We start from the raw sequence: 17,936 nt of genomic DNA on the forward strand, positions 1-17,936 counted from the left end.
CCCGTCGGCCGCCGGTGCCACCGCCGTTCCCGTCCCCGTCGGCGAGGCGCTCACCCGCCAGGGACGCCCGGAGCGGGCCGGGCGGCGGGGGAGCACCCCGTCGTGCGGTCCGGTGGTTTCATGCTGCATGCTGGGCAGTTCAGCAGGACTGACGGTCCATCGAGAACTACCGAAGGTTACGGAGCGGCGCATGACGAGCACCTTCCCCAACATCTCCATCAGCACGGAGCGGTTGGTGCTGCGCCCCTTCGACGAGGACGACGCCCCCGCCCTGGCCGAGATGATGAACGACGAGCAGGTCGTCGCCTGGACCAGCGTCCCGCACCCCTGCACCGAGGCCCACGCCCACGAGTGGATCACCCGGTCGGCCCCCGGCGAGCGCACCCGGGGCCGGGGCATCGTCCTCGCCGTCACCGAGTTCCTCACCCAGCGGCTCGTCGGCATCGTGCACCTGAAGAACACGGACCGGCGCATCCGCTCCAGCGAGATCGCCTACGTCATCGCCCCCTGGGCCCGCGGCGAGGGATACGCCTCCGAAGCCACCCTCGCCATCGCCGAGTGGCTCTTCCACGACCAGAAGTTCGAACGCCTCGAACTGCGCACCGCCGCCGGGAACACCGCCTCCCAGCAGGTGGCCCAGAAGATCGGCTGCATCAGCGAGGGCGTGCTCCGCAACGCCTGGATAGCACGCGCCAGGACCGGGAACGGTTCCTGGACCGAGGTGCGCACGGACGTCATCGTCTGGAGCCTGCTGCCGGAGGACCTCGCCGGAGTCGGCGAGCAGCAGGCGGACCCCGACGGATTCACGTCGTACCCGGACTGGAACTGAGCCCGTCGGCGCCCGGTCCCCGCACCCCACCGGGTACCCTCACGGAGCCCGCCCCGGGCCCCCTTCGAAGAGCCGTACAACCCACTGGAGACTGACGACGATGGCCGACCGGGTCACGGTGATCGGCTGGGACGGCTCGCCGCTGACCGCCGCGGCACGCGCCGCCCTCGGCGCCGCCACACTGGTGGCCGGTGCCGCCCACCACCTGGAACTCCCCGAGCTGCCCCCCACCGCCGAACGCGTCCGCCTCGGCAGCCTCGCCCTGGCCGCCCGCCGCATCGCGGCCCACCGCGGCACCGCGGTCGTGCTCGCCGACGGCGACCCCGGCTTCTTCGGCGTCGTACGCAGCCTGCGCGCGCCCGAGTTCGGCCTGGAGGTCGAGGTCGTCCCCGCGGTATCCGCCGTCGCCGCCGCCTTCGCCCGCGCCGGCATGCCCTGGGACGACGCCCAGGTCGTCGTCGCCCACCCGCGCACCCTGCGCCGCGCCGTGAACGTCTGCCGCGCCCACACCAAGGTCGCCGTCCTCACCGCGCCGGGCGCCGGCCCCGCCGAACTCGGGCTCCTGCTGCAGGGCGTGCACCGCACCTTCGTCATCTGCGAGGAGCTGGGCACCGCACGCGAACAGGTCAGCGTCGTCACCTCCGACAAGGCCGCCGACCACATCTGGCGCGACCCCAACGTCGTCATCGTCATCGGCGGACCGGCCGGTGCGGGGGAGGGCGGCGGCTGGATCGCCGGACGCGATCCGGGCGCCGGCCCGCGCGGCTGGGTGCAGCCGGACGAGACCTACGGCGGCGGACTCGGCGAGGGCGAGACGGAACTGCTGCGCGCCGCCCAACTCGCCCGGCTCGGACCCCGGGTCGGCGACCTGGTCTGGGACATCGGCTGCGGCGGCGGCGCGTTCGCCGCCGAGGCCGCGCTCGCCGGAGCGGCCGTCATCGCCGTCGACCACGACCTGGCGGCCTGCTCCCGCACCGAGGCCGCCGCACGCCGTAGCGGCGTCCAGCTCCAGGTCGTCCGCGGCAGCGCCCCGCACGTCCTCGAGGACCTGCCGGAACCGGACGTCGTGCGCGTCGGCGGCGGGGGGCCGGCCGTCGTCTCCGCGGTCGCCGACCGGCGCCCGCAGCGCATCGTCGCGCACGCCGCGACCCGCGACGCCGCGGAACGCGTCGGCCGCGACCTGACCGAGCACGGATACCGGGTCGAGTGCGCCCTGCTCCAGTCCGTCGAACTCGACACCCGGGCCTGGACGGAGACCGAGCGGAGCGTCGCGTTCCTGCTCAGCGGGGTACTGCCGGATCGCGCCCCGTGATCGGGTTGTCGTACCGCGCGCGGTAGGCTGGCCGATCGTTGTACCGCACCGGTGATCCGAACTTCGTTCGCCAATGTCCGGAACGCACACCCGTTATGGGTGGGTGGGGTACGGCGACCGGAGGACGCGCAACGTGGCGCAGTCCACAGCGGGCTGTCGCGGATCATGCTGTCGCGACGGCGCGACGGCCGGGACAATGCCACTGAATGGCTTTGTCGCCTTTTCCGGCGGGTCGTTCGTGCCGCTGGGCACGGACGCTCGTTCTTCACTGTGGGCGGGCGGTGCGCCGTTCCGGGTGAGCGGGTCGTAGGAGCATCAACCGATGGGCGAGGGGTACGCATGACGGACACCGGCCAGATCCCGGGCGAGGGACAGCCGGAGAGCGCAGGCATGGTGGAGCAGCCGGGCGTTCCCCCGCACGGTGCGTACACCTACCTCTCCGAGGCTCCGGCCGAGGACGAAGACCTGCTGCTGCCGGGTGCCCAGGGCGCGTGGGGCAACGAGGTACCGCCCCCCGCTCCGGAACCGGTGGTGGAGGCCGTCCACGAGCCGGGCCCGCACGAGACGGCCGGCCGGGACAGCGGCTCGGTCGACCTCGACGGAGTCCGCCTGCCCCACTCCGGCCCGGCGTCGGTGCCGCCGTCGCCCATCCTCTCGGCGCCGCACGACCCGGCGTCCGCGCCCCAGCCGCCGCGCCGCCCGCTGCACCTCGGCCCGCCGATCCCGAACACCTCCGCGAGCCCGGTCCGCTCCCTCGCCGACCGCGGCCCCGCGGGAGCGCCGGTACGGCAGTCCGGACCGGCCGTCGCCGCCGGCCCCGAGTACCTCGACGCACAGCCGCTGCGGGACATGGTTCCCCAGACCGCGGCCCCCTGGGGGGCGGCCCCGGCGCCGGCTGTCGAAACGGTCGACCCGGCCGAGCCGGCCGACGCGGCCCAGGCCGCGATGGCCCGTCTCGCCGGCCAGGCGGCGGCCCCGGACCAGTCCGCCGACGGCGACTGGAGACCGGCGGGGGCGGCACACGTCGTCCACGCCCACGACGGCGTGCACACCACGCCGGCCGGCCAGAACACCGGGGACACGCAGGTGCCGGTGGTGTCCGGTGCCGAGGGTGTTCAGGTGCCGGTGGTGCAGGCGGCCGGCGGTGTCCAGGTGCCCGTGGCGCAGGGCGCAGAGGTGGGCGCCGAAGGTCCTGACGCGTCGGTGGCAGAAGCCGCCGAGGGTGTGCGGGTGCCGGTCGCGCCCGGTGTCGAGGCGTCGGTGGGGCAGGGCGGCACGGTCGCCGAGGCCACACAGGTGCCGACGGAGTCGGGTGCCGACGGCGCGCACGTCGCTGACGGCGCGCAGGCCCCTGTGGCGGGCGAGGACTTGCCCGACGGCACCCTCCCGGCCGAGGTGTCCCCGGCGGGGCAGGCCGTGCCGGTCGCCGACGGTGCCGTGACGCAGGGCCCGGGGCCCGGGACGGCCGAGGTCGTCGAGGCGCCGGGTGGCGCATCCGGCCAGGTACCCGCCCAAGATGTCGAAGCGGTCGCCGGGCAGGAGGCCTTCGGCCACGTGCCCCCGGCCGCACAGGCGCCCGTGACGGACCCGATCGCGCAGGGCGTTCCCGCCGAGGAGGTGCCGGGGCAGGCCGTACCGGCCGAGACGCCGGACAGCGCGCGGCCCGTGGAGGCCACCCCCGCGGTCAGGGACGCCTCGGAGACCGGTCCACTGACCGGGACGACCCCGGACGGGACGACGCCGGTCGAGGCGACCCCGGTCGGGACAACTCCGGCCGGTGCGACGCCGGTGGAGGCGACCCCCGTCGATACGGTGGCTGCCGAGGCGGCTCAGCCCGTCGTAGCGGCCGAGCCGGCCGGGGGCGCGCAGCCGGACGCCGGCACGGAGCACACCGACACCGTGCAGGCAGCGGTCACCGGGTACACCGAAGATGCGCAGCCCACCGGTGACGTTCAGCCTACGGACGCCGAGCAGGCCGGTGACGCGGTGCACGCTGCCGACGCCACGCAGCCCCAGTCTCCCGCCGACGCCCAGGCTCCCGTCACCGTCGAGGGCGTAGCCGCGCCCGTCGACGCGGTTGCCGGTCAGACCATGGTCGAGCCCTCCGGCGAGGCTGCCGCCCAGCACCCTGGCCAGGCCCTCGAAGAGGCTGCCGCCCAGCACCCTGGCCAGGCTCCCGACGAGGCTGCCGCCCAGCACCCTGCCCAGGCTCCCGACGAGGCTGCCGCCCAGCACCCTGCCCAGGCCCCCGACGAGGCTGCCGCCCAGGCCCCTGACGAGGCTGCCGCCCAGCACCCTGCCCAGGCCCCCGACGAGGCTGCCGCCCAGGCCCCTGACGAGGCTGCCGCCCAGCACCCTGCCCAGGCCCCCGACACGGCTCCCGCGGACGAAGTCGTCGTCGTCGCCGACCCGACCGTCGCCCGGGCCGCCGAGACCGCCGCCGCGCAGGACGCGGCCGGGCACCCCGGGGCAACCGCTCCGGCCCAGCCGGGCCTGGACGTCCCCGGCGTCGCACCGATCGCCGAGCCCGCCGCGGGCCAGGCACCGCAGACACCGCAGGCAGCGGAGTCCGCCGCCCCCGCACCGGCCGCCCCGGCCTCCGAGGCGCCCCTCGCGGACGCGGCGCAGCCCGCCGTACCCGGCGCCGCCCCGGCCCAGGACGTCGTACCCGCCCGAGCCGTGGGCGACAGCGCCCCCGAGGCCGTAGTCCCGGCCGAACCGGTGCAGCCCCAGCCGGTGCAGCCCGCGGTGCTCCAGGCGCAGGGCCCGCAGCTCGTCGAGTACGCCCCGCAAGGCACCGACGCTCCGGCCGCCCCCGCCCTCGCCGCTGACCGGCCCGCCGGCCCGCAGCCCCTGCCGCAGGCCCCGGACGCCGCCGTACCGGACCCCGCGGAGCCCGAGATGGCCGCGTCGACGGACCCCGCGGTGGCCGCCGCGCACGAGCAGAGCCCCGAGCAGCCGCTGCCCGCCGCCATCCCGGAGCAGTCGCACCCGGACCAGCCGTCGCAGTCCGCCACCCCCGAGCAGCCGCTGCCCGCCGCCATCCCGGAGCAGTCGCACCCGGACCAGCCGTCGCAGTCCGCCACCCCCGAGCAGCCGCTGCCCGCCGCCATCCCGGAGCAGCCGTCGGCCCCCGTCATCCCGGAGGACCCGCGCCCGGAGCAGTCGTTCGGGCAGTTCGTGCCGGTGCAGGGGCAGGTGCCCACCACCCCGCACCTGGCTCCGACCCCGCCCCACCCCGTCGTCCTGCCCAGGGACGGTCAGGCTCCGCAGGGGCCGCAGGAGCAGCCGGAGTCGGCGGCCACCGTGCCCGCGCCCCGCGAGGGGGAGCCGGCCGCACCGGAGGGGGAGCCCGCCCCCGACGTCGTACAGCACGCGGAGGACCTGCCGACCAGGGCCGCCGACCAGGAAGAGAGCACGGCCGCAGTGGCAGAACCACGACAGTCCACCGGCCCGGCCGCGCCCGGCTATGCCGACGCCGAGCGTGAGGCCGTCCTGAAGGTGATGCGCGAGCGCCGCGACATCCGCAACGGCTTCCGCAGCGACCCGATCCCGCACGAGGTGCTGCTGCGCGTCCTGGAGGCCGCGCACACCGCGCCCTCGGTGGGGCACTCGCAGCCCTGGGACTTCGTCGTCATCCGGTCCGCCGAGACCAGGCGGACCATGCACGAGCTGGCGATGCGTCAGCGCGAGGCGTACGCCAAGTCGCTGCCGAAGGGCCGGGCGAAGCAGTTCAAGGAACTGAAGATCGAGGCCATCCTCGACACCCCGGTCAACATCGTCGTCACCGCCGACCCCACCCGCGGCGGCCGTCACACCCTCGGCCGTCACACCCAGCCGCAGATGGCGCCCTACTCCTCGGCGCTCGCGGTGGAGAACCTCTGGCTCGCCGCCCGCGCCGAAGGCCTCGGCGTCGGCTGGGTCAGCTTCTTCGACGAGCGGGAGATGGTCCGCGCGCTCGGCCTGCCCGAGCACCTGGAGGTCGTCGCCTACCTGTGCGTGGGATACGTCGACGAGTTCCCGGACGAGCCCGAGCTGATGCAGGCCGGCTGGTCCAAGAGGCGCCCCCTGTCCTGGGTGGTGCACGAGGAGACGTACGGCCGCCGCGCCCTGCCCGGAGAGGACCCCCACGACCTGCTTGCCGAGACCGTCGCACAGATCCGCCCGCTCGACGCCAAGGCGCTCGGCGAGGCGTGGGAGCGTCAGAAGCGCATGACCAAGCCGGCCGGGGCGCTCGGCATGCTGGAGATCATCTCCGCGCAGCTTTCCGGGCTGTCCCGCCAGTGCCCGCCGCCGATCCCGGAGCCCGCCGCCGTGGCGATCTTCGCGGGCGACCACGGTGTGCACGCCCAGGGCGTCACTCCCTGGCCGCAGGAGGTCACCGCCCAGATGGTGGCCAACTTCCTGGGCGGGGGAGCCGTCTGCAACGCCTTCGCCGCCCAGGTCGGCGCCGAGGTGTGTGTCGTGGACGTGGGCGTCGTCGCCGACCTGCCCGCCACCCCCGGCCTGCTGCCGCGCAAGATCCGCGGTGGCACCTCCGACATGACCACCGGTCCCGCGATGAGCCGCGAGGAGGCCAGGGCGGCCATCGAGGTGGGCATCGAGACCGCCCGCGACCTGGTGGCGGCCGGCAACAAGGCGCTGCTCACCGGCGAGATGGGCATCGCCAACACGACCGCGTCCGCCGCGCTGATCTCCGTCTTCACCGGCGCCGACCCGGCGGAGGTGACCGGCCGCGGCACGGGCATCAACGACGAGACCCTGGCCCGCAAGACCGAGGTGGTCCGGCGCGCGCTGGAACTGCACCAGCCGGACCCGGCCGACCCGATCGGCGTCCTCTCCGCCATCGGCGGTTTCGAGCACGCGGCCATGGTCGGTCTGCTCCTCGGCGGCGCGTCCCTGCGTACGCCGGTGATCCTGGACGGTGTCAGCGCCGGTGCCGCCGCGCTCGTGGCCCGCGCCATCGCCCCCGAGGTGCTGGCGGCCTGCATCGCGGGCCACCGCAGCGCCGAGCCCGGTCACGTCGCCGCGCTGAACAAGCTGGGCCTGCGCCCGCTGGTCGACCTGGACCTGCGTCTCGGTGAGGGCACGGGCGCGCTGCTGGCCCTGCCGCTGGTGCAGAGCACGGCCCGGGCGATGCACGAGGTGGCCACGTTCGACTCGGCGGGAGTCACCGAGAAGTAGACGTCACGGACATCACGGGTGGTCTGGTGTTCAACTGCCGGACCACCCGTGTCGTCTGCGCTGCCCACACCGTAAAATCCGCACGTCAGGGCCGCTCCACAGTCGCAGTGGGCCCACCGCACCGCCGCAGGAGGAGCCGCCCCTCATGGCTGAACACCCCGCCTACCCCGTAGGTCTCCGCCTCTCCGGCCGCCGCGTGGTCGTCCTCGGCGGCGGCCAGGTCGCCCAGCGCCGTCTGCCGGCGCTCATCGCGGCCGGCGCGGACATCGTCCTCGTCTCCCCGGAGGCCACCCCGTCGGTGGAGGCCATGGCGGACGCGGGCGAGATCACCTGGCTCCGCCGCGCGTACGAGGACGGTGACCTCGCCGAGGCCTGGTACGCCCTCATCGCCACCGGTGACACCGAGGCCAACGCGCGGGCGTCCGCCGAGGCCGAGCGGCACCGCGTCTGGTGTGTGCGCTCCGACGACGCCGACCGGGCGACGGCGTGGACCCCGGCGACCGGCCACAGCGAGGGCGTCACCGTCGCCGTGCTCACCACCCACGCGCGCGGACGCGACCCCCGGCACACCGCCGCCATCCGGGACGCGGTCGTCGAGGGCCTGCGCGACGGCACCCTCGTCGCCCCGCACCACCGCACCCGCACCGCCGGCGTGGCCCTGGTCGGCGGCGGCCCGGGCGACCCCGACCTGATCACGGTCCGCGGGCGCCGGCTGCTCGCCGAGGCGGACGTCGTCATCGCCGACCGGCTGGGCCCGCGCGACCTGCTGGCCGAACTCCCGCCGCACGTCGAGGTGATCGACGCCGCGAAGATCCCGTACGGCCGGTACATGGCCCAGGAGGCCATCAACAACGCGCTCATCGAGCACGCCAAGCAGGGCAAGGCGGTCGTCCGGCTCAAGGGCGGCGACCCGTACGTCTTCGGCCGGGGTATGGAAGAGGTCCAGGCGCTCGCCGAGGCCGGGATCCCGTGCACGGTGGTCCCCGGCATCTCCAGCTCGATCTCGGTGCCGGGCGCGGCCGGCATCCCGGTCACCCACCGGGGTGTCGCCCACGAGTTCACCGTGGTCAGCGGCCATGTCGCCCCGGACGACGCACGCTCCCTTGTCGACTGGCCGTCGCTGGCCAGGCTCACGGGCACCCTGGTGGTCCTGATGGGCGTCGACAAGATCGGGAAGATCGCCGAGACACTGGTCGCGCACGGGAAGTCCCCCGACACGCCGGTCGCCCTGGTCCAGGAGGGGACGACGGCGGCGCAGCGGCGCGTGGACGCCACCCTGGCCACGGTCGCGCGGACGGTCCGTACCGAGGACGTCAGGCCCCCGGCGGTCATCGTCATCGGCGAGGTCGTGCGCGCCGGCTCCACACCCGGGGCATGACCGCGGCCCGATCACCCGTGACCCCGGTGACGCCACCCGTCGTCACTGTCGTCATCCGTTCCCACCCCACCCAGGACAAGGCAGTATCACCCTGTGGCCGATCTCATCACCCTCGACGATCCCGACGACCCGCGCCTGGCCGACTACACGGGCCTGACCGACGTCGAACTGCGCCGCCGGCGCGAGCCCGCCGAGGGCCTGTTCATCGCCGAGGGCGAGAAGGTCATCCGCCGGGCCAGGGAAGCGGGCTACGGGACGCGCTCGATGCTGCTCTCGGCCAAGTGGGTCGACGTCATGCGTGACGTCATCGACGAACTCCCGGCCCCGGTGTACGCCGTGAGCCCCGAACTCGCCGAGCGCGTCACCGGCTACCACGTGCACCGCGGCGCCCTCGCCTCCATGCAGCGCAAGCCGCTGCCGGCGGCCGGCGAACTGCTCCGCACCGCCCGCCGGGTCGTGATCATGGAGTCGGTCAACGACCACACCAACATCGGTGCCATCTTCCGCTCGGCGGCGGCCCTGGGCATGGACGCGGTACTGCTGTCGCCCGACTGCGCCGACCCGCTGTACCGGCGCAGCGTCAAGGTTTCCATGGGCGCGGTGTTCTCGGTGCCGTACGCCCGCCTGGAGACCTGGCCGAAGGGGCTGGAGCCGGTCCGTGAGGCCGGCTTCACCCTCCTCGCCCTGACCCCGGACGAGAAGGCCCGCACCCTCGACGAGGTCGCCCCGCACACGATCGACCGGGTCGCCCTGATGCTCGGCGCCGAGGGCGACGGGCTGTCCCGGCGGGCACTGGCCGCCGCCGACACATGGGTACGCATCCCTATGTCGCACGGCGTCGACTCGCTCAACGTGGGCGCGGCTGCCGCGGTGGCCTTCTACGCGGTGGCGACAGGCCGACCGCAGCTCTGAACCCCGGCCCGCCGAGGGCGTGGTACGGGCGGGACCGGCCGTCAGCGGTCGTACCCGCCCAACCGCCTCCGAGCCGCTGCCGCCGGCCGTCCGCCGCCCGGTGTCCCCCAGGGGCCAGCGGTTCCGGGCCGGTGCTCACCTGCCGGCGTCGCGGCTCAGCGTCGACGTGTACCGGTCGGACATGAGCTTGTCGTTGCCCAGCGGCGGGTAGCTCGGCTGCGCGTTCCCCTGCCGCTGCACGCCGCCGTCGCGGTCGTCGCCGCCCAGCCCGCGCGCCGGTCCCTGGCAGCCCTGGGCCACCGCGATGCCGAGCGCCACCAGCAGCGTCACCACCACGAACACGAACAACCGCTGCCGCAGCAGCCGCGGATTGGCCGGCCGCCGCCCGGTCCCCGACGGACGCTGCCCCGGCCGCCGGGAACCGCTGCGCGGAGCGGGCCGCCGGCCGCTGCCCGAGCGCGGGGCGGCACCGCGCGGCACCGGCGTGGGGCGTGCCGTACCCGGCCGGGCCGCGGCCCCCGCGCCGCGCCCGCCGCTGCCCCCGCGCGAGGCGACCCCGCCGCGGGACGGCTCGCCCCGCGAGGACATCCCGCCGCGCGACGGCACCCCGCCGCGGGAGGGCGCGACCCCGCGCGGCAGCGGCATACCGGACGAGGCACGCCGCTGGACGCGCTGCTGGTCGGGATAGGTGTCGGCGAGTCGTCCGGTGGGCCGGTCCGCCTCGGCGGCGCGCGGCGCGGGCGGCCGGGCGCCGTCCAGCCCCTGCGCCTCCCGCGCGGCGATCTCCTTGAGCCGCAGTGATAGCTGGAGGGTGCTGGGCCGGTCCTCGGGATCCTTGGCCAGGCAGGCCCGGATCAGCGGGGCGAGCGCGTCCGGTACGCCGTACAACTGCGCTTCCTCGTGCACCACCCGGTACAGCATCACCTCGGAACTGCCGTGTCCGAAGGGCGAGTCACCGGTCGAGGCGTACGCCAGGGTCGCGCCGAGGGAGAACACGTCCGTCGCCGGGGTGACCGCCGCGCCGCGCACCTGCTCGGGCGCGAGGAAGCCGGGGGATCCGACCGCGGTGCCCACATGGGTGAGGGTGGAGGCGCCGGTGGCCCAGGCGATGCCGAAGTCGATGATCCGCGGCCCCTTGGGGGACAGCAGAATGTTGGACGGCTTCAGATCCCGGTGGACGACACCCGCCTCGTGCACGGCGACCAGTCCCTCGGAGAGGGCCGCGCCGACCGCCGCGGTGTCCGCCGCGCAGAGCGGGCCCTCGTCGGCGACCTTGTCGTGCAGGGACGGGCCGGGCACGTACTGGGTGGCGAACCATGGCCGCTCGGCCTCCAGATCCGCGGCGACCAGCCGGGCCGTGCACCCGCCGCGGATACGCCGGGCCGCCGACACCTCGCGCGCGAACCGCGAGCGGAACTCCTGGTCCTCCGCGAGGTCGGGCCGGATCACCTTCAGCGCGACGCGCTGCCCCTTCTTGTCGGAGCCGAGATAGACCACGCCCATCCCGCCCGCGCCGAGCCGTCGGTGAAGCCTGAACGAGCCGACGACGCGCGGGTCCTCGCGCCTCAGGCGCATCATCGCCATGTTCATCCCCGCTGCCCGGTCCCTGTGACGTGGCACAGCTTACGTTTCCACGGCCGCCCGCGCGCAGAGGCCGCGCCCTCTCGACCCGGCGGATTGTGTACGCCGTTCGGGGGAGGTGAAACGCGGTCAGCAGACGCCGCCCGAAAGCGGGTTGACGTGGCGTGAGAAACCAACCCACGTGCACGGCAGGGGGGTTGGGTTCCGGTGTGGGTGCCGGGCGTCGCGCGGTACGGTCGTCGGTGACCGGCCGCCGGCAGCCCGCGGGCCTCACCGCGCACCGCACCACGCTCCGCCTCCCGCCCCCCTCCCGGCCCCGCCAGGGGTGATCGATGTCACTCCGCCGGGCGTGCCGGACGCGTCGGACATGCCCGGACACAGCGGGCACCCCCCTCCGGGAAGACCCCGAGACCCGGACCGGCGCCTCCACCCAGGGGAGTACTCCGCAGGTCGACGCTCATCCTCCGGGAGGCCCGGCAATCGGTACGAGGGCATGACGCCCGGTGTCCGCCGCGCGCCTAGATTTGAGGTCAAGCGGCGGGTGCAGCACTCGTCCCCCGAGGTCAGACACCCGCCGCTGCCGATGACAACAGGAGAGGGACCATGGCCCACACGGCACCGCGACGCACCGCGTTCGCCTCCCGTCGGACGGCCCGTCGCCACCCACTGGTGGCGACGCTCATGGCCCTTCCCCTGGCGGCCCTGCTCCTGCTCGTCTTCGACGGCTGGGAGACGGTGGCCGCACAGGCGTCGTCCGTGGGTGTGATGCTGGGGCGCTGAGCGGCGCCCCCAGGCCCGGAAGAGCGGTCCGGGCGGAAACATCTATCCATGAAACCCCGTGGGGACGGGGGTGCGGCGGACGGCACAGATGCCGGCGTAGCTGGGGAGCTGCGCCGGCATTAGCCGTTCTCCCACGCACGCACGGACGGGCCGCGCCGCCATCAGCACTCCCTCTCCGGTGAACCTCGCACCGCACCACCCCCCACCCGTCCGGCGGACCCCGGCCCACTACCCTCGGCGGAACCGTCCACCCCCCGGCGAACCCCGGCCCCGTACCCTCGGCCGAACCCGTCCCCCCGAGGCAGCCTTGACCGCAGATGCGTCCGCCCCCTCCCTGATGACCGCGCTGGCCGCGGAAGCGACGGCCGCGGCCCACCCGCGTCCCCCCACCGCCCCCTGCGCCTGCGTCAGAGCCCCCCTCGCCGACCGCCAGGACGCCACGGTCGTGCGGCATGCCGGTACCGTCGCCAAGGCGCACGCGCCGGACACCGAGCGGGCCGCGCTGATCCGGCGCCTCGCCACGGCCGCCGATCACCCGGACGTGCTGCTTCCCCCGCTCACCCCCGCGCCCCGGCCTTCCTGCGCGCCCGCCTGGTGACCTTCTGGCCCTACGGGGTCCCGGTGGACCGGGAGGATCCGGACGCGGCCCCCTGGGAGGCCGCCGCCGTCCTCCTGGCGAACCTGCACCGCGCCCCCCTCCCCACCGGTCTCCCCCCGATGCGTGGTCCCGCGAAGGCCGCCCGCGCCGTCGCCCGGCTCCGCGCGGCCCTCCGCACCCCCGCCCCCGCAACCGCAACGGCCCCCGCAACCGCCCCCGCAACCGTCATCGCCGCCCCCCGCCTTCCGGCCGCCCGTCCCGTCCTGGACGCCTGGGCCGCCCTGCCCGCCTGGGCCCGCGCGAAGGCGCCGATGCCCGGCCCGCCGGCCCTCTGCCACGGTGATCTCCACCTCGGCCAACTGGTCCGGCATCCGGCGCCGGACGGCCCCTGGAAGCTGATCGACGTCGACGACCTGGGGGCCGGCGTCCCGGCCTGGGACCTGGCCCGCCCCGCCGCCTGGTACGCCTGCGGGCTCCTCCCGCCCGACGAGTGGACCCGTTTCCTGACCGCCTACCGGCGCTCCGGCGGGCCGGCCGTACCCGCGCACGGCGACCCCTGGGCCGCCCTGGACGTGCCGGCCCGCGCCCTCACCGTCCAGACGGCCGCGCTCGCGCTCACGAAGGCGCTCGCGGCGGACCGCCCGCTGGACGAGGTGGAGCAGGCCCTGGTCGACGCGTGCGCGCGGATGCCCTCCGTACCCCCTCGACCCGCGCCCGGTCCGTCGGACTAGGCTGCAACCGCCCGGGGCCGCACGGAGTCTGTCCTGGGGAAACACCAAGCAGGACCGACCGGCGAGGAGTTGAGCCGACCATGCAGTGTCCGAAGTGCCATGCGCCGATGCACACCTACAACCGCAACGGCGTTCAGATCGAGCAGTGCAGCGGCTGCCGCGGCATCTTCCTCGACTACGGCGAGCTGGAGGCGCTGACCCGCCTGGAGACCCAGTGGTCCCAGCCCGCTCCGCCCCCGCCGGCCCCGCAGTCGTACCCGGCCCCGCCCGCGCCCGCCTGGGGCGCCCCGCAGGGCGGTCACCACGGCGGTCACCACGGCGGCGGGCACGGTCACTACGAGCAGCACCGCCACAAGAGCTTCGGCCACATGCTCTTCTCTAGCTGAGCGCACGAAGAAGCCCCCGGCCGTACGAGACGGCCGGGGGCTTGCTGCTGTGTGGACGATACTGGGATTGAACCAGTGACCTCTTCCGTGTCAGGGAAGCGCTCTCCCGCTGAGCTAATCGTCCGCGGACCGTGACTCGCGAGTCACGGACAGTGCGCGATACTGGGATTGAACCAGTGACCTCTTCCGTGTCAGGGAAGCGCTCTCCCGCTGAGCTAATCGCGCGGGCCGGATCTTGCCGTACGGGCCGGCGGATCCAGTGGACGATACTGGGATTGAACCAGTGACCTCTTCCGTGTCAGGGAAGCGCTCTCCCGCTGAGCTAATCGTCCTTGGAGGTGGAGACGGGATTTGAACCCGTGTAGACGGCTTTGCAGGCCGTTGCCTCGCCTCTCGGCCACTCCACCAGGAGTGTAGGGGATCGGGACGACCCCTTCTTCCTTCGAGCGGACGACGAGGCTCGAACTCGCGACCTCAACCTTGGCAAGGTTGCGCTCTACCAACTGAGCTACGTCCGCCTGTCGTTTCGGTGCGCTTGCGCGTCCCGGCGACGTGTTGAACTCTAGCGGATTCCCCGGCCAGCACAAAAACGCGTTTGCGCAGCGTGCCGCCGTGCGCCCGCCCAAGCCGCCGGTCCGCGCCCCCTCCGTGACACCCCGAGGTCGACTTTCGGACACCCGCCCTAGACTCGACCACGTGCTCCACCACCCTCCCCTGGCCCGCTTCGGCGACCGTGTCGCCACCGGCCTCCTCGACGTCACCACGGACCCGGCCGCGCTGGACTCCACCGGCTTCTGGGCCGTCTGCGCGGACTTCGAGGGCCGGCTGACCTGCGCCCGCTTCGCGGACGTACGCGAGGAGCCGGTGCCCGCCCCGGTGCCGGGCGCCTGGCGGGGCCCGGCGCCGGGGGACTGGACCTCCTCCCTGGACCGGGCCGCGTACACGGCGGCCGTCCGCAGGATCCGCGAGCACATCGCGGCCGGCGACGTCTACCAGGCCAACCTCTGCCGGGTGCTCGGCGCGCCCGTCGCCCCGGACGCCGACGTCGACGCCCTGACCGCCCTGCTGGCCCGCGGCAACCCGGCGCCGTACGCGGGCACGGTCCGCCTGCCGGAGCACGGCGTGGAGATCGCCACCGCCTCGCCCGAGCTGTTCCTGCGCCGGGACGGCCGCGTCGTCGAATCGGGGCCGATCAAGGGCACCGGGCGCACCGAGGCGGACCTCCTGGAGAAGGACTACGCCGAGAACGTGATGATCGTGGACCTCGTCCGCAACGACATCGGGCGTGTCTGCGCGGCCGGCAGCGTGAGCGTCCCCGACCTGTGCGCCGTGGAGAAGCACCCGGGCCTCGTCCACCTCGTCTCCACCGTGCGCGGCGAGCTGCGCGAGGACGCCGGCTGGCCGGAGCTGCTGGCCGCCGCCTTCCCGCCCGGCTCGGTCACCGGCGCGCCGAAGCCGAGCGCCCTGGGGATCATCGCGGCGCTGGAGACGGCACCGCGCGGCCCGTACTGCGGCGGGATCGGCTGGGTCGACGCCGACCGGGGCACCGGCGCGCTGGCCGTGGGCATCCGCACCTTCTGGATCGACCGGGCCGACGGCAACCTGCGCTTCGGCACCGGCGCCGGCATCACCTGGGGCTCCGACCCCGAGGGGGAGTGGCGGGAGACCGAGCTGAAGGCGTCCCGGCTGCTCGCGGTAGCGTCGGGATCGTACGAGGACACGGAAAGGGCGCTCACATGAGGATCTGGCTGGACGGCGGGCTGCGGGACTCGGACGCCGCCCGGGTCTCCGTCTTCGACCACGGGCTGACCGTCGGCGACGGCGTCTTCGAGACCGTGAAGGCGGTCGAGGGCAGGCCGTTCGCGCTCACCCGGCACCTCGACCGGCTGACCCGCTCGGCCCGCGGCCTCGGCCTGCCCGACCCCGCCCACGACGAGATCCGCGAGGCCTGCACGGCGGTGCTCGCGGCCAACCCGATGCCGCTCGGCCGGCTGCGGATCACCTACACCGGCGGCTACGGCCCCCTCGGCTCCGACCGCGGCGCGCACGGCCCGACCCTCGTCGTCGCCCTCGGCGAGGTCACCCGCCGCCCGGACACCACCGCCGTCATCACCGTCCCGTGGACCCGCAACGAGCGCGGCGCCCTCACCGGCCTGAAGACCACCTCGTACGCCGAGAACGTCGTCGCCCTGGCCCGCGCCCACCGGCACGGCGCCTCCGAGGCACTCTTCGGCAACACGGTCGGGCGGCTCTGCGAGGGCACCGGATCCAACGTCTTCGTCGTCCTCGACGGCGAGATCCACACCCCGCCGGTCGCCTCCGGCTGCCTGCCCGGCATCACCCGCGCCCTGACGGTCGAGTGGACGGGCGCCAGGGAGACGGACCTGCCGCTGGACGTCGTGCAGCGCGCCGACGAGGTCTTCCTGACCTCCACCCTGCGGGACGTGCAGGCCGTGCACCGGGTCGACGGCCGCGAACTGCCCGGCACGCCGGGCCCGGTGACCGCCAAGGCCATGCGGATCTTCGACGAGCTGTCCGGGCAGGACCTGGATCCCTGAGCCCGGTGAAAACAGGCTGACCCGACGGGCAGTCGCGGGTAGAACAGCCTTGATGACCACGACCCTGCGGCCGGCCGAGCCGCTCCAGCAGCATCCCGACGGCAGCCGTTCACGCCACTACCAGGTGTGCGTCAACAGCCGCCCCGTCGGCGAGATCCGTCTCGGCACCTCGCCCGACCTCGGTGCCTCGGTGGCCCGCATCATCGACCTGCGGATCGCCGAGCCCGACCGGCGGCGCGGCCGGGGCACCGTGGCCGCGCTCGCCGCGGAGGAGGTGGCGCGCGGCTGGGGCTGCACCCAGATCGAGACCACCGTGCCCGCCACGGCGGACGCCGGGCTGCGCCTGCTCGGCGCCCTCGGCTACACCGTGCGCAACCGCCGCATGGACAAACGCCTCGGCACCGCTCCGCCCGACCTGCCGCGGGCCGGCCGTGCGCGACCCATGACGGAGGCCGAGTTCGACGCCTGGGCGGGAGACGGAGAGCGAGCGGTACGCGCGCACGTGGAGCGAGCGGGGCGTCCCCGAGGCCGCGGCCCGCGCCAAGGCCCGCGACGACCACGGGCGGCTGCTGCCGCACGGGCTCGCGACCGACGGCATGCTCTTCAGCGTGCTGGAGCACGAGGGCGACCGGGTGGGCATCCTGTGGGTGGCCCTGCGGCAGAACGAGGCGTTCGTCTTCGACGTCGAGACCGACGCCGCCCACCGCGGCCGGGGACACGGCCGCACGCTCATGCTGCTGGCGGAACGCCAGGCCATCGAGGCCGGCCGGCCGGTCCTCGGCCTCAACGTCTTCGCCGGCAACACCCCGGCCGAGCGGCTGTACGCGTCACTGGGCTACGAGCCGGTCACCCACTCCCTGACCAAGCCCCTGCTGTAGCGGGGCCGGCCGCCCCCGCGGGAGAGTCCGGGACGCGCGCCGGAACGGGTCCGGGGAGGGCCTGAAGGACTCGGGGTGTGCCGGCCGGACTCGGCATGGGCCGGAACGTCCGGGTTTCCGGGGCGTGCCCGGAGGGGGCCGGGGCGCGGCGCGCGGTTCAGGCCGTCCCGTCGGCCAGCAGCCGGTCCACGATGCCCTCGATGCGCTCGCGCAGCCCCTCCTGGCTCTTGCCGCCGCAGAGGCGTTCGCCGCCGACGACGTACGTGGGCGTGCCGGTGACACCGATGGCCTTGCCCTCGGCCTGGTCGGCGTCGACGGTCAGGATATGCCGGCCGTCGATCAGCGCGGTGTCGAACTCCTCGGCGTCCAGTCCGAGTTCCCGGGCCACCTCGACCAGGAAGGGTTCGCCCCTACGGTCCAGTTCCTCCACCCGCTCCAGCACGGCCTCCACGTACGCCCAGCCCTGGCCCTGCTCCAGCGCCTCCTCGGCGGCCTGGGCGGCGGCGAAGGCGTGCTTGTGCTTCTCCAGGGGGAAGTGCCGCAGACGCGGTTCCAGCCGGTCACCGTAGCGGGCGCGCAGGGCGCGGACGTCGTCGAGGGCGCCGCGGCAGTCGGGGCACTGGAGTTCGCACCAGACGTCGAGGACGAGGGCGTCGGTGCGTACGGGTGAGGAGTCGCTCATGTCCCCCAGTCTTCCAGGCGGGACCCGGGCGACCCAATCGGGACGCCGGAGCACCGGCCGGGTGCGGGCGCCGGGATCCGCGTCCGGGGCCCGGCACTCCAGGAGGAGGCGACCCGGAGATGTCCCT

At 74.8% G+C, this 17,936-nt stretch carries 11 protein-coding genes, 5 tRNA genes and 2 pseudogenes; 11 read left to right on the plus strand and 7 right to left on the minus strand.

Annotation, left to right across the window (positions count from 1 at the left end):
• The first annotated feature begins 190 nt into the window (after positions 1 to 190).
• From D9753_RS29145 to D9753_RS29165, 5 genes are all read left to right on the plus strand, one after another.
• Positions 191 to 829 (plus strand): GNAT family N-acetyltransferase, encoded by a 639-nt coding sequence (locus D9753_RS29145; protein ID WP_121789714.1) that lies wholly within the window; start codon positions 191 to 193, stop codon positions 827 to 829.
• 100 nt (positions 830 to 929) lie between these two features.
• Positions 930 to 2,141, plus strand: coding sequence for a precorrin-6y C5,15-methyltransferase (decarboxylating) subunit CbiE (gene cbiE / locus D9753_RS29150; RefSeq protein WP_121789715.1), 1,212 nt, complete (start codon positions 930 to 932; stop codon positions 2,139 to 2,141).
• A 339-nt stretch (positions 2,142 to 2,480) separates the two neighbouring features.
• Positions 2,481 to 7,325 carry a nicotinate-nucleotide--dimethylbenzimidazole phosphoribosyltransferase gene (gene cobT, locus D9753_RS29155; protein WP_121789716.1) on the plus strand — a complete coding sequence of 1,615 codons (4,845 nt, stop codon included), beginning with the start codon at positions 2,481 to 2,483 and terminating at the stop codon, positions 7,323 to 7,325.
• Between the two features lie 145 nt (positions 7,326 to 7,470).
• The gene (cobA, locus tag D9753_RS29160; RefSeq protein ID WP_121789717.1) at positions 7,471 to 8,703 is read left to right on the plus strand and encodes a uroporphyrinogen-III C-methyltransferase; all 1,233 of its coding nucleotides are present in this window, start codon (positions 7,471 to 7,473) and stop codon (positions 8,701 to 8,703) included.
• A gap of 93 nt (positions 8,704 to 8,796) precedes the next feature.
• Positions 8,797 to 9,615 (plus strand): TrmH family RNA methyltransferase, encoded by an 819-nt coding sequence (locus D9753_RS29165; RefSeq protein WP_121789718.1) that lies wholly within the window; start codon positions 8,797 to 8,799, stop codon positions 9,613 to 9,615.
• Between the two features lie 135 nt (positions 9,616 to 9,750).
• Here the strand turns inward: D9753_RS29165 and D9753_RS29170 are convergent, their stop codons facing one another.
• Positions 9,751 to 11,205, minus strand: coding sequence for a serine/threonine-protein kinase (locus D9753_RS29170; RefSeq protein ID WP_163010820.1), 1,455 nt, complete (start codon positions 11,203 to 11,205; stop codon positions 9,751 to 9,753).
• A gap of 594 nt (positions 11,206 to 11,799) precedes the next feature.
• On the opposite strand from D9753_RS29170, the gene D9753_RS36730 reads away from it, so the two are divergent.
• The 3 genes and pseudogenes from D9753_RS36730 to D9753_RS29180 all read left to right on the plus strand — a co-directional run bounded on the left by D9753_RS36730 (position 11,800) and on the right by D9753_RS29180 (position 13,691).
• Complete coding sequence (locus tag D9753_RS36730; protein ID WP_163010821.1) at positions 11,800 to 11,976, plus strand: hypothetical protein; 177 nt, start codon at positions 11,800 to 11,802, stop codon at positions 11,974 to 11,976.
• Positions 11,977 to 12,313: 337 nt separating this feature from the next.
• A pseudogene (locus tag D9753_RS29175) lies at positions 12,314 to 13,305 on the plus strand (phosphotransferase family protein).
• 80 nt (positions 13,306 to 13,385) lie between these two features.
• On the plus strand, positions 13,386 to 13,691 hold the full coding sequence (locus D9753_RS29180) for a TFIIB-type zinc ribbon-containing protein (protein WP_121789720.1): 306 nt from the start codon (positions 13,386 to 13,388) through the stop codon (positions 13,689 to 13,691).
• A 52-nt stretch (positions 13,692 to 13,743) separates the two neighbouring features.
• Here D9753_RS29180 and D9753_RS29185 read toward each other — a convergent pair.
• The 5 genes from D9753_RS29185 to D9753_RS29205 all read right to left on the minus strand — a co-directional run bounded on the left by D9753_RS29185 (position 13,744) and on the right by D9753_RS29205 (position 14,209).
• Positions 13,744 to 13,815, minus strand: a tRNA-Val gene (locus D9753_RS29185).
• A gap of 29 nt (positions 13,816 to 13,844) precedes the next feature.
• Positions 13,845 to 13,916, minus strand: a tRNA-Val gene (locus D9753_RS29190).
• Between the two features lie 35 nt (positions 13,917 to 13,951).
• Positions 13,952 to 14,023 (minus strand) — tRNA-Val (locus D9753_RS29195).
• Position 14,024: 1 nt separating this feature from the next.
• A tRNA-Cys gene (locus tag D9753_RS29200) sits at positions 14,025 to 14,098 on the minus strand.
• Positions 14,099 to 14,136: 38 nt separating this feature from the next.
• Positions 14,137 to 14,209 (minus strand) — tRNA-Gly (locus D9753_RS29205).
• A 178-nt stretch (positions 14,210 to 14,387) separates the two neighbouring features.
• On the opposite strand from D9753_RS29205, the gene D9753_RS29210 reads away from it, so the two are divergent.
• From D9753_RS29210 to D9753_RS29220, 3 genes and pseudogenes are all read left to right on the plus strand, one after another.
• A complete protein-coding gene (locus tag D9753_RS29210) occupies positions 14,388 to 15,431 on the plus strand; it encodes a chorismate-binding protein (RefSeq protein WP_121789721.1) in 1,044 nt (347 codons plus the stop codon).
• Entirely contained in the window at positions 15,428 to 16,249 is an 822-nt protein-coding gene (locus D9753_RS29215) for an aminotransferase class IV (protein ID WP_121789722.1), read from the plus strand. Before D9753_RS29210 ends, D9753_RS29215 begins: the two co-directional genes overlap by 4 nt.
• Positions 16,250 to 16,301: 52 nt before the next feature.
• A pseudogene (locus D9753_RS29220) lies at positions 16,302 to 17,127 on the plus strand (GNAT family N-acetyltransferase).
• 157 nt (positions 17,128 to 17,284) lie between these two features.
• Here D9753_RS29220 and D9753_RS29225 read toward each other — a convergent pair.
• The gene (locus tag D9753_RS29225) at positions 17,285 to 17,809 is read right to left on the minus strand and encodes a DsbA family protein (protein ID WP_121789723.1); all 525 of its coding nucleotides are present in this window, start codon (positions 17,807 to 17,809) and stop codon (positions 17,285 to 17,287) included.
• Positions 17,810 to 17,936: the final 127 nt, after the last annotated feature.

It is taken from the genome of Streptomyces dangxiongensis, assembly GCF_003675325.1.
GTDB lineage: Bacteria > Actinomycetota > Actinomycetes > Streptomycetales > Streptomycetaceae > Streptomyces > Streptomyces dangxiongensis.

Bases quoted from the DNA above. Each gene is read 5' to 3' on its own strand.
- D9753_RS29145 (WP_121789714.1), top strand. From the start codon at position 191: ATGACGAGCACCTTCCCCAACATCTCCATCAGCACGGAGCGGTTGGTG.
- cbiE (WP_121789715.1), top strand. From the start codon at position 930: ATGGCCGACCGGGTCACGGTGATCGGCTGGGACGGCTCGCCGCTGACC.
- cobT (WP_121789716.1), top strand. From the start codon at position 2,481: ATGACGGACACCGGCCAGATCCCGGGCGAGGGACAGCCGGAGAGCGCA.
- cobA (WP_121789717.1), top strand. From the start codon at position 7,471: ATGGCTGAACACCCCGCCTACCCCGTAGGTCTCCGCCTCTCCGGCCGC.
- D9753_RS29170 (WP_163010820.1), bottom strand. From the start codon at position 11,205: ATGAACATGGCGATGATGCGCCTGAGGCGCGAGGACCCGCGCGTCGTC.
- D9753_RS36730 (WP_163010821.1), top strand. From the start codon at position 11,800: ATGGCCCACACGGCACCGCGACGCACCGCGTTCGCCTCCCGTCGGACG.
- D9753_RS29180 (WP_121789720.1), top strand. From the start codon at position 13,386: ATGCAGTGTCCGAAGTGCCATGCGCCGATGCACACCTACAACCGCAAC.
- D9753_RS29215 (WP_121789722.1), top strand. From the start codon at position 15,428: ATGAGGATCTGGCTGGACGGCGGGCTGCGGGACTCGGACGCCGCCCGG.
- D9753_RS29225 (WP_121789723.1), bottom strand. From the start codon at position 17,809: ATGAGCGACTCCTCACCCGTACGCACCGACGCCCTCGTCCTCGACGTC.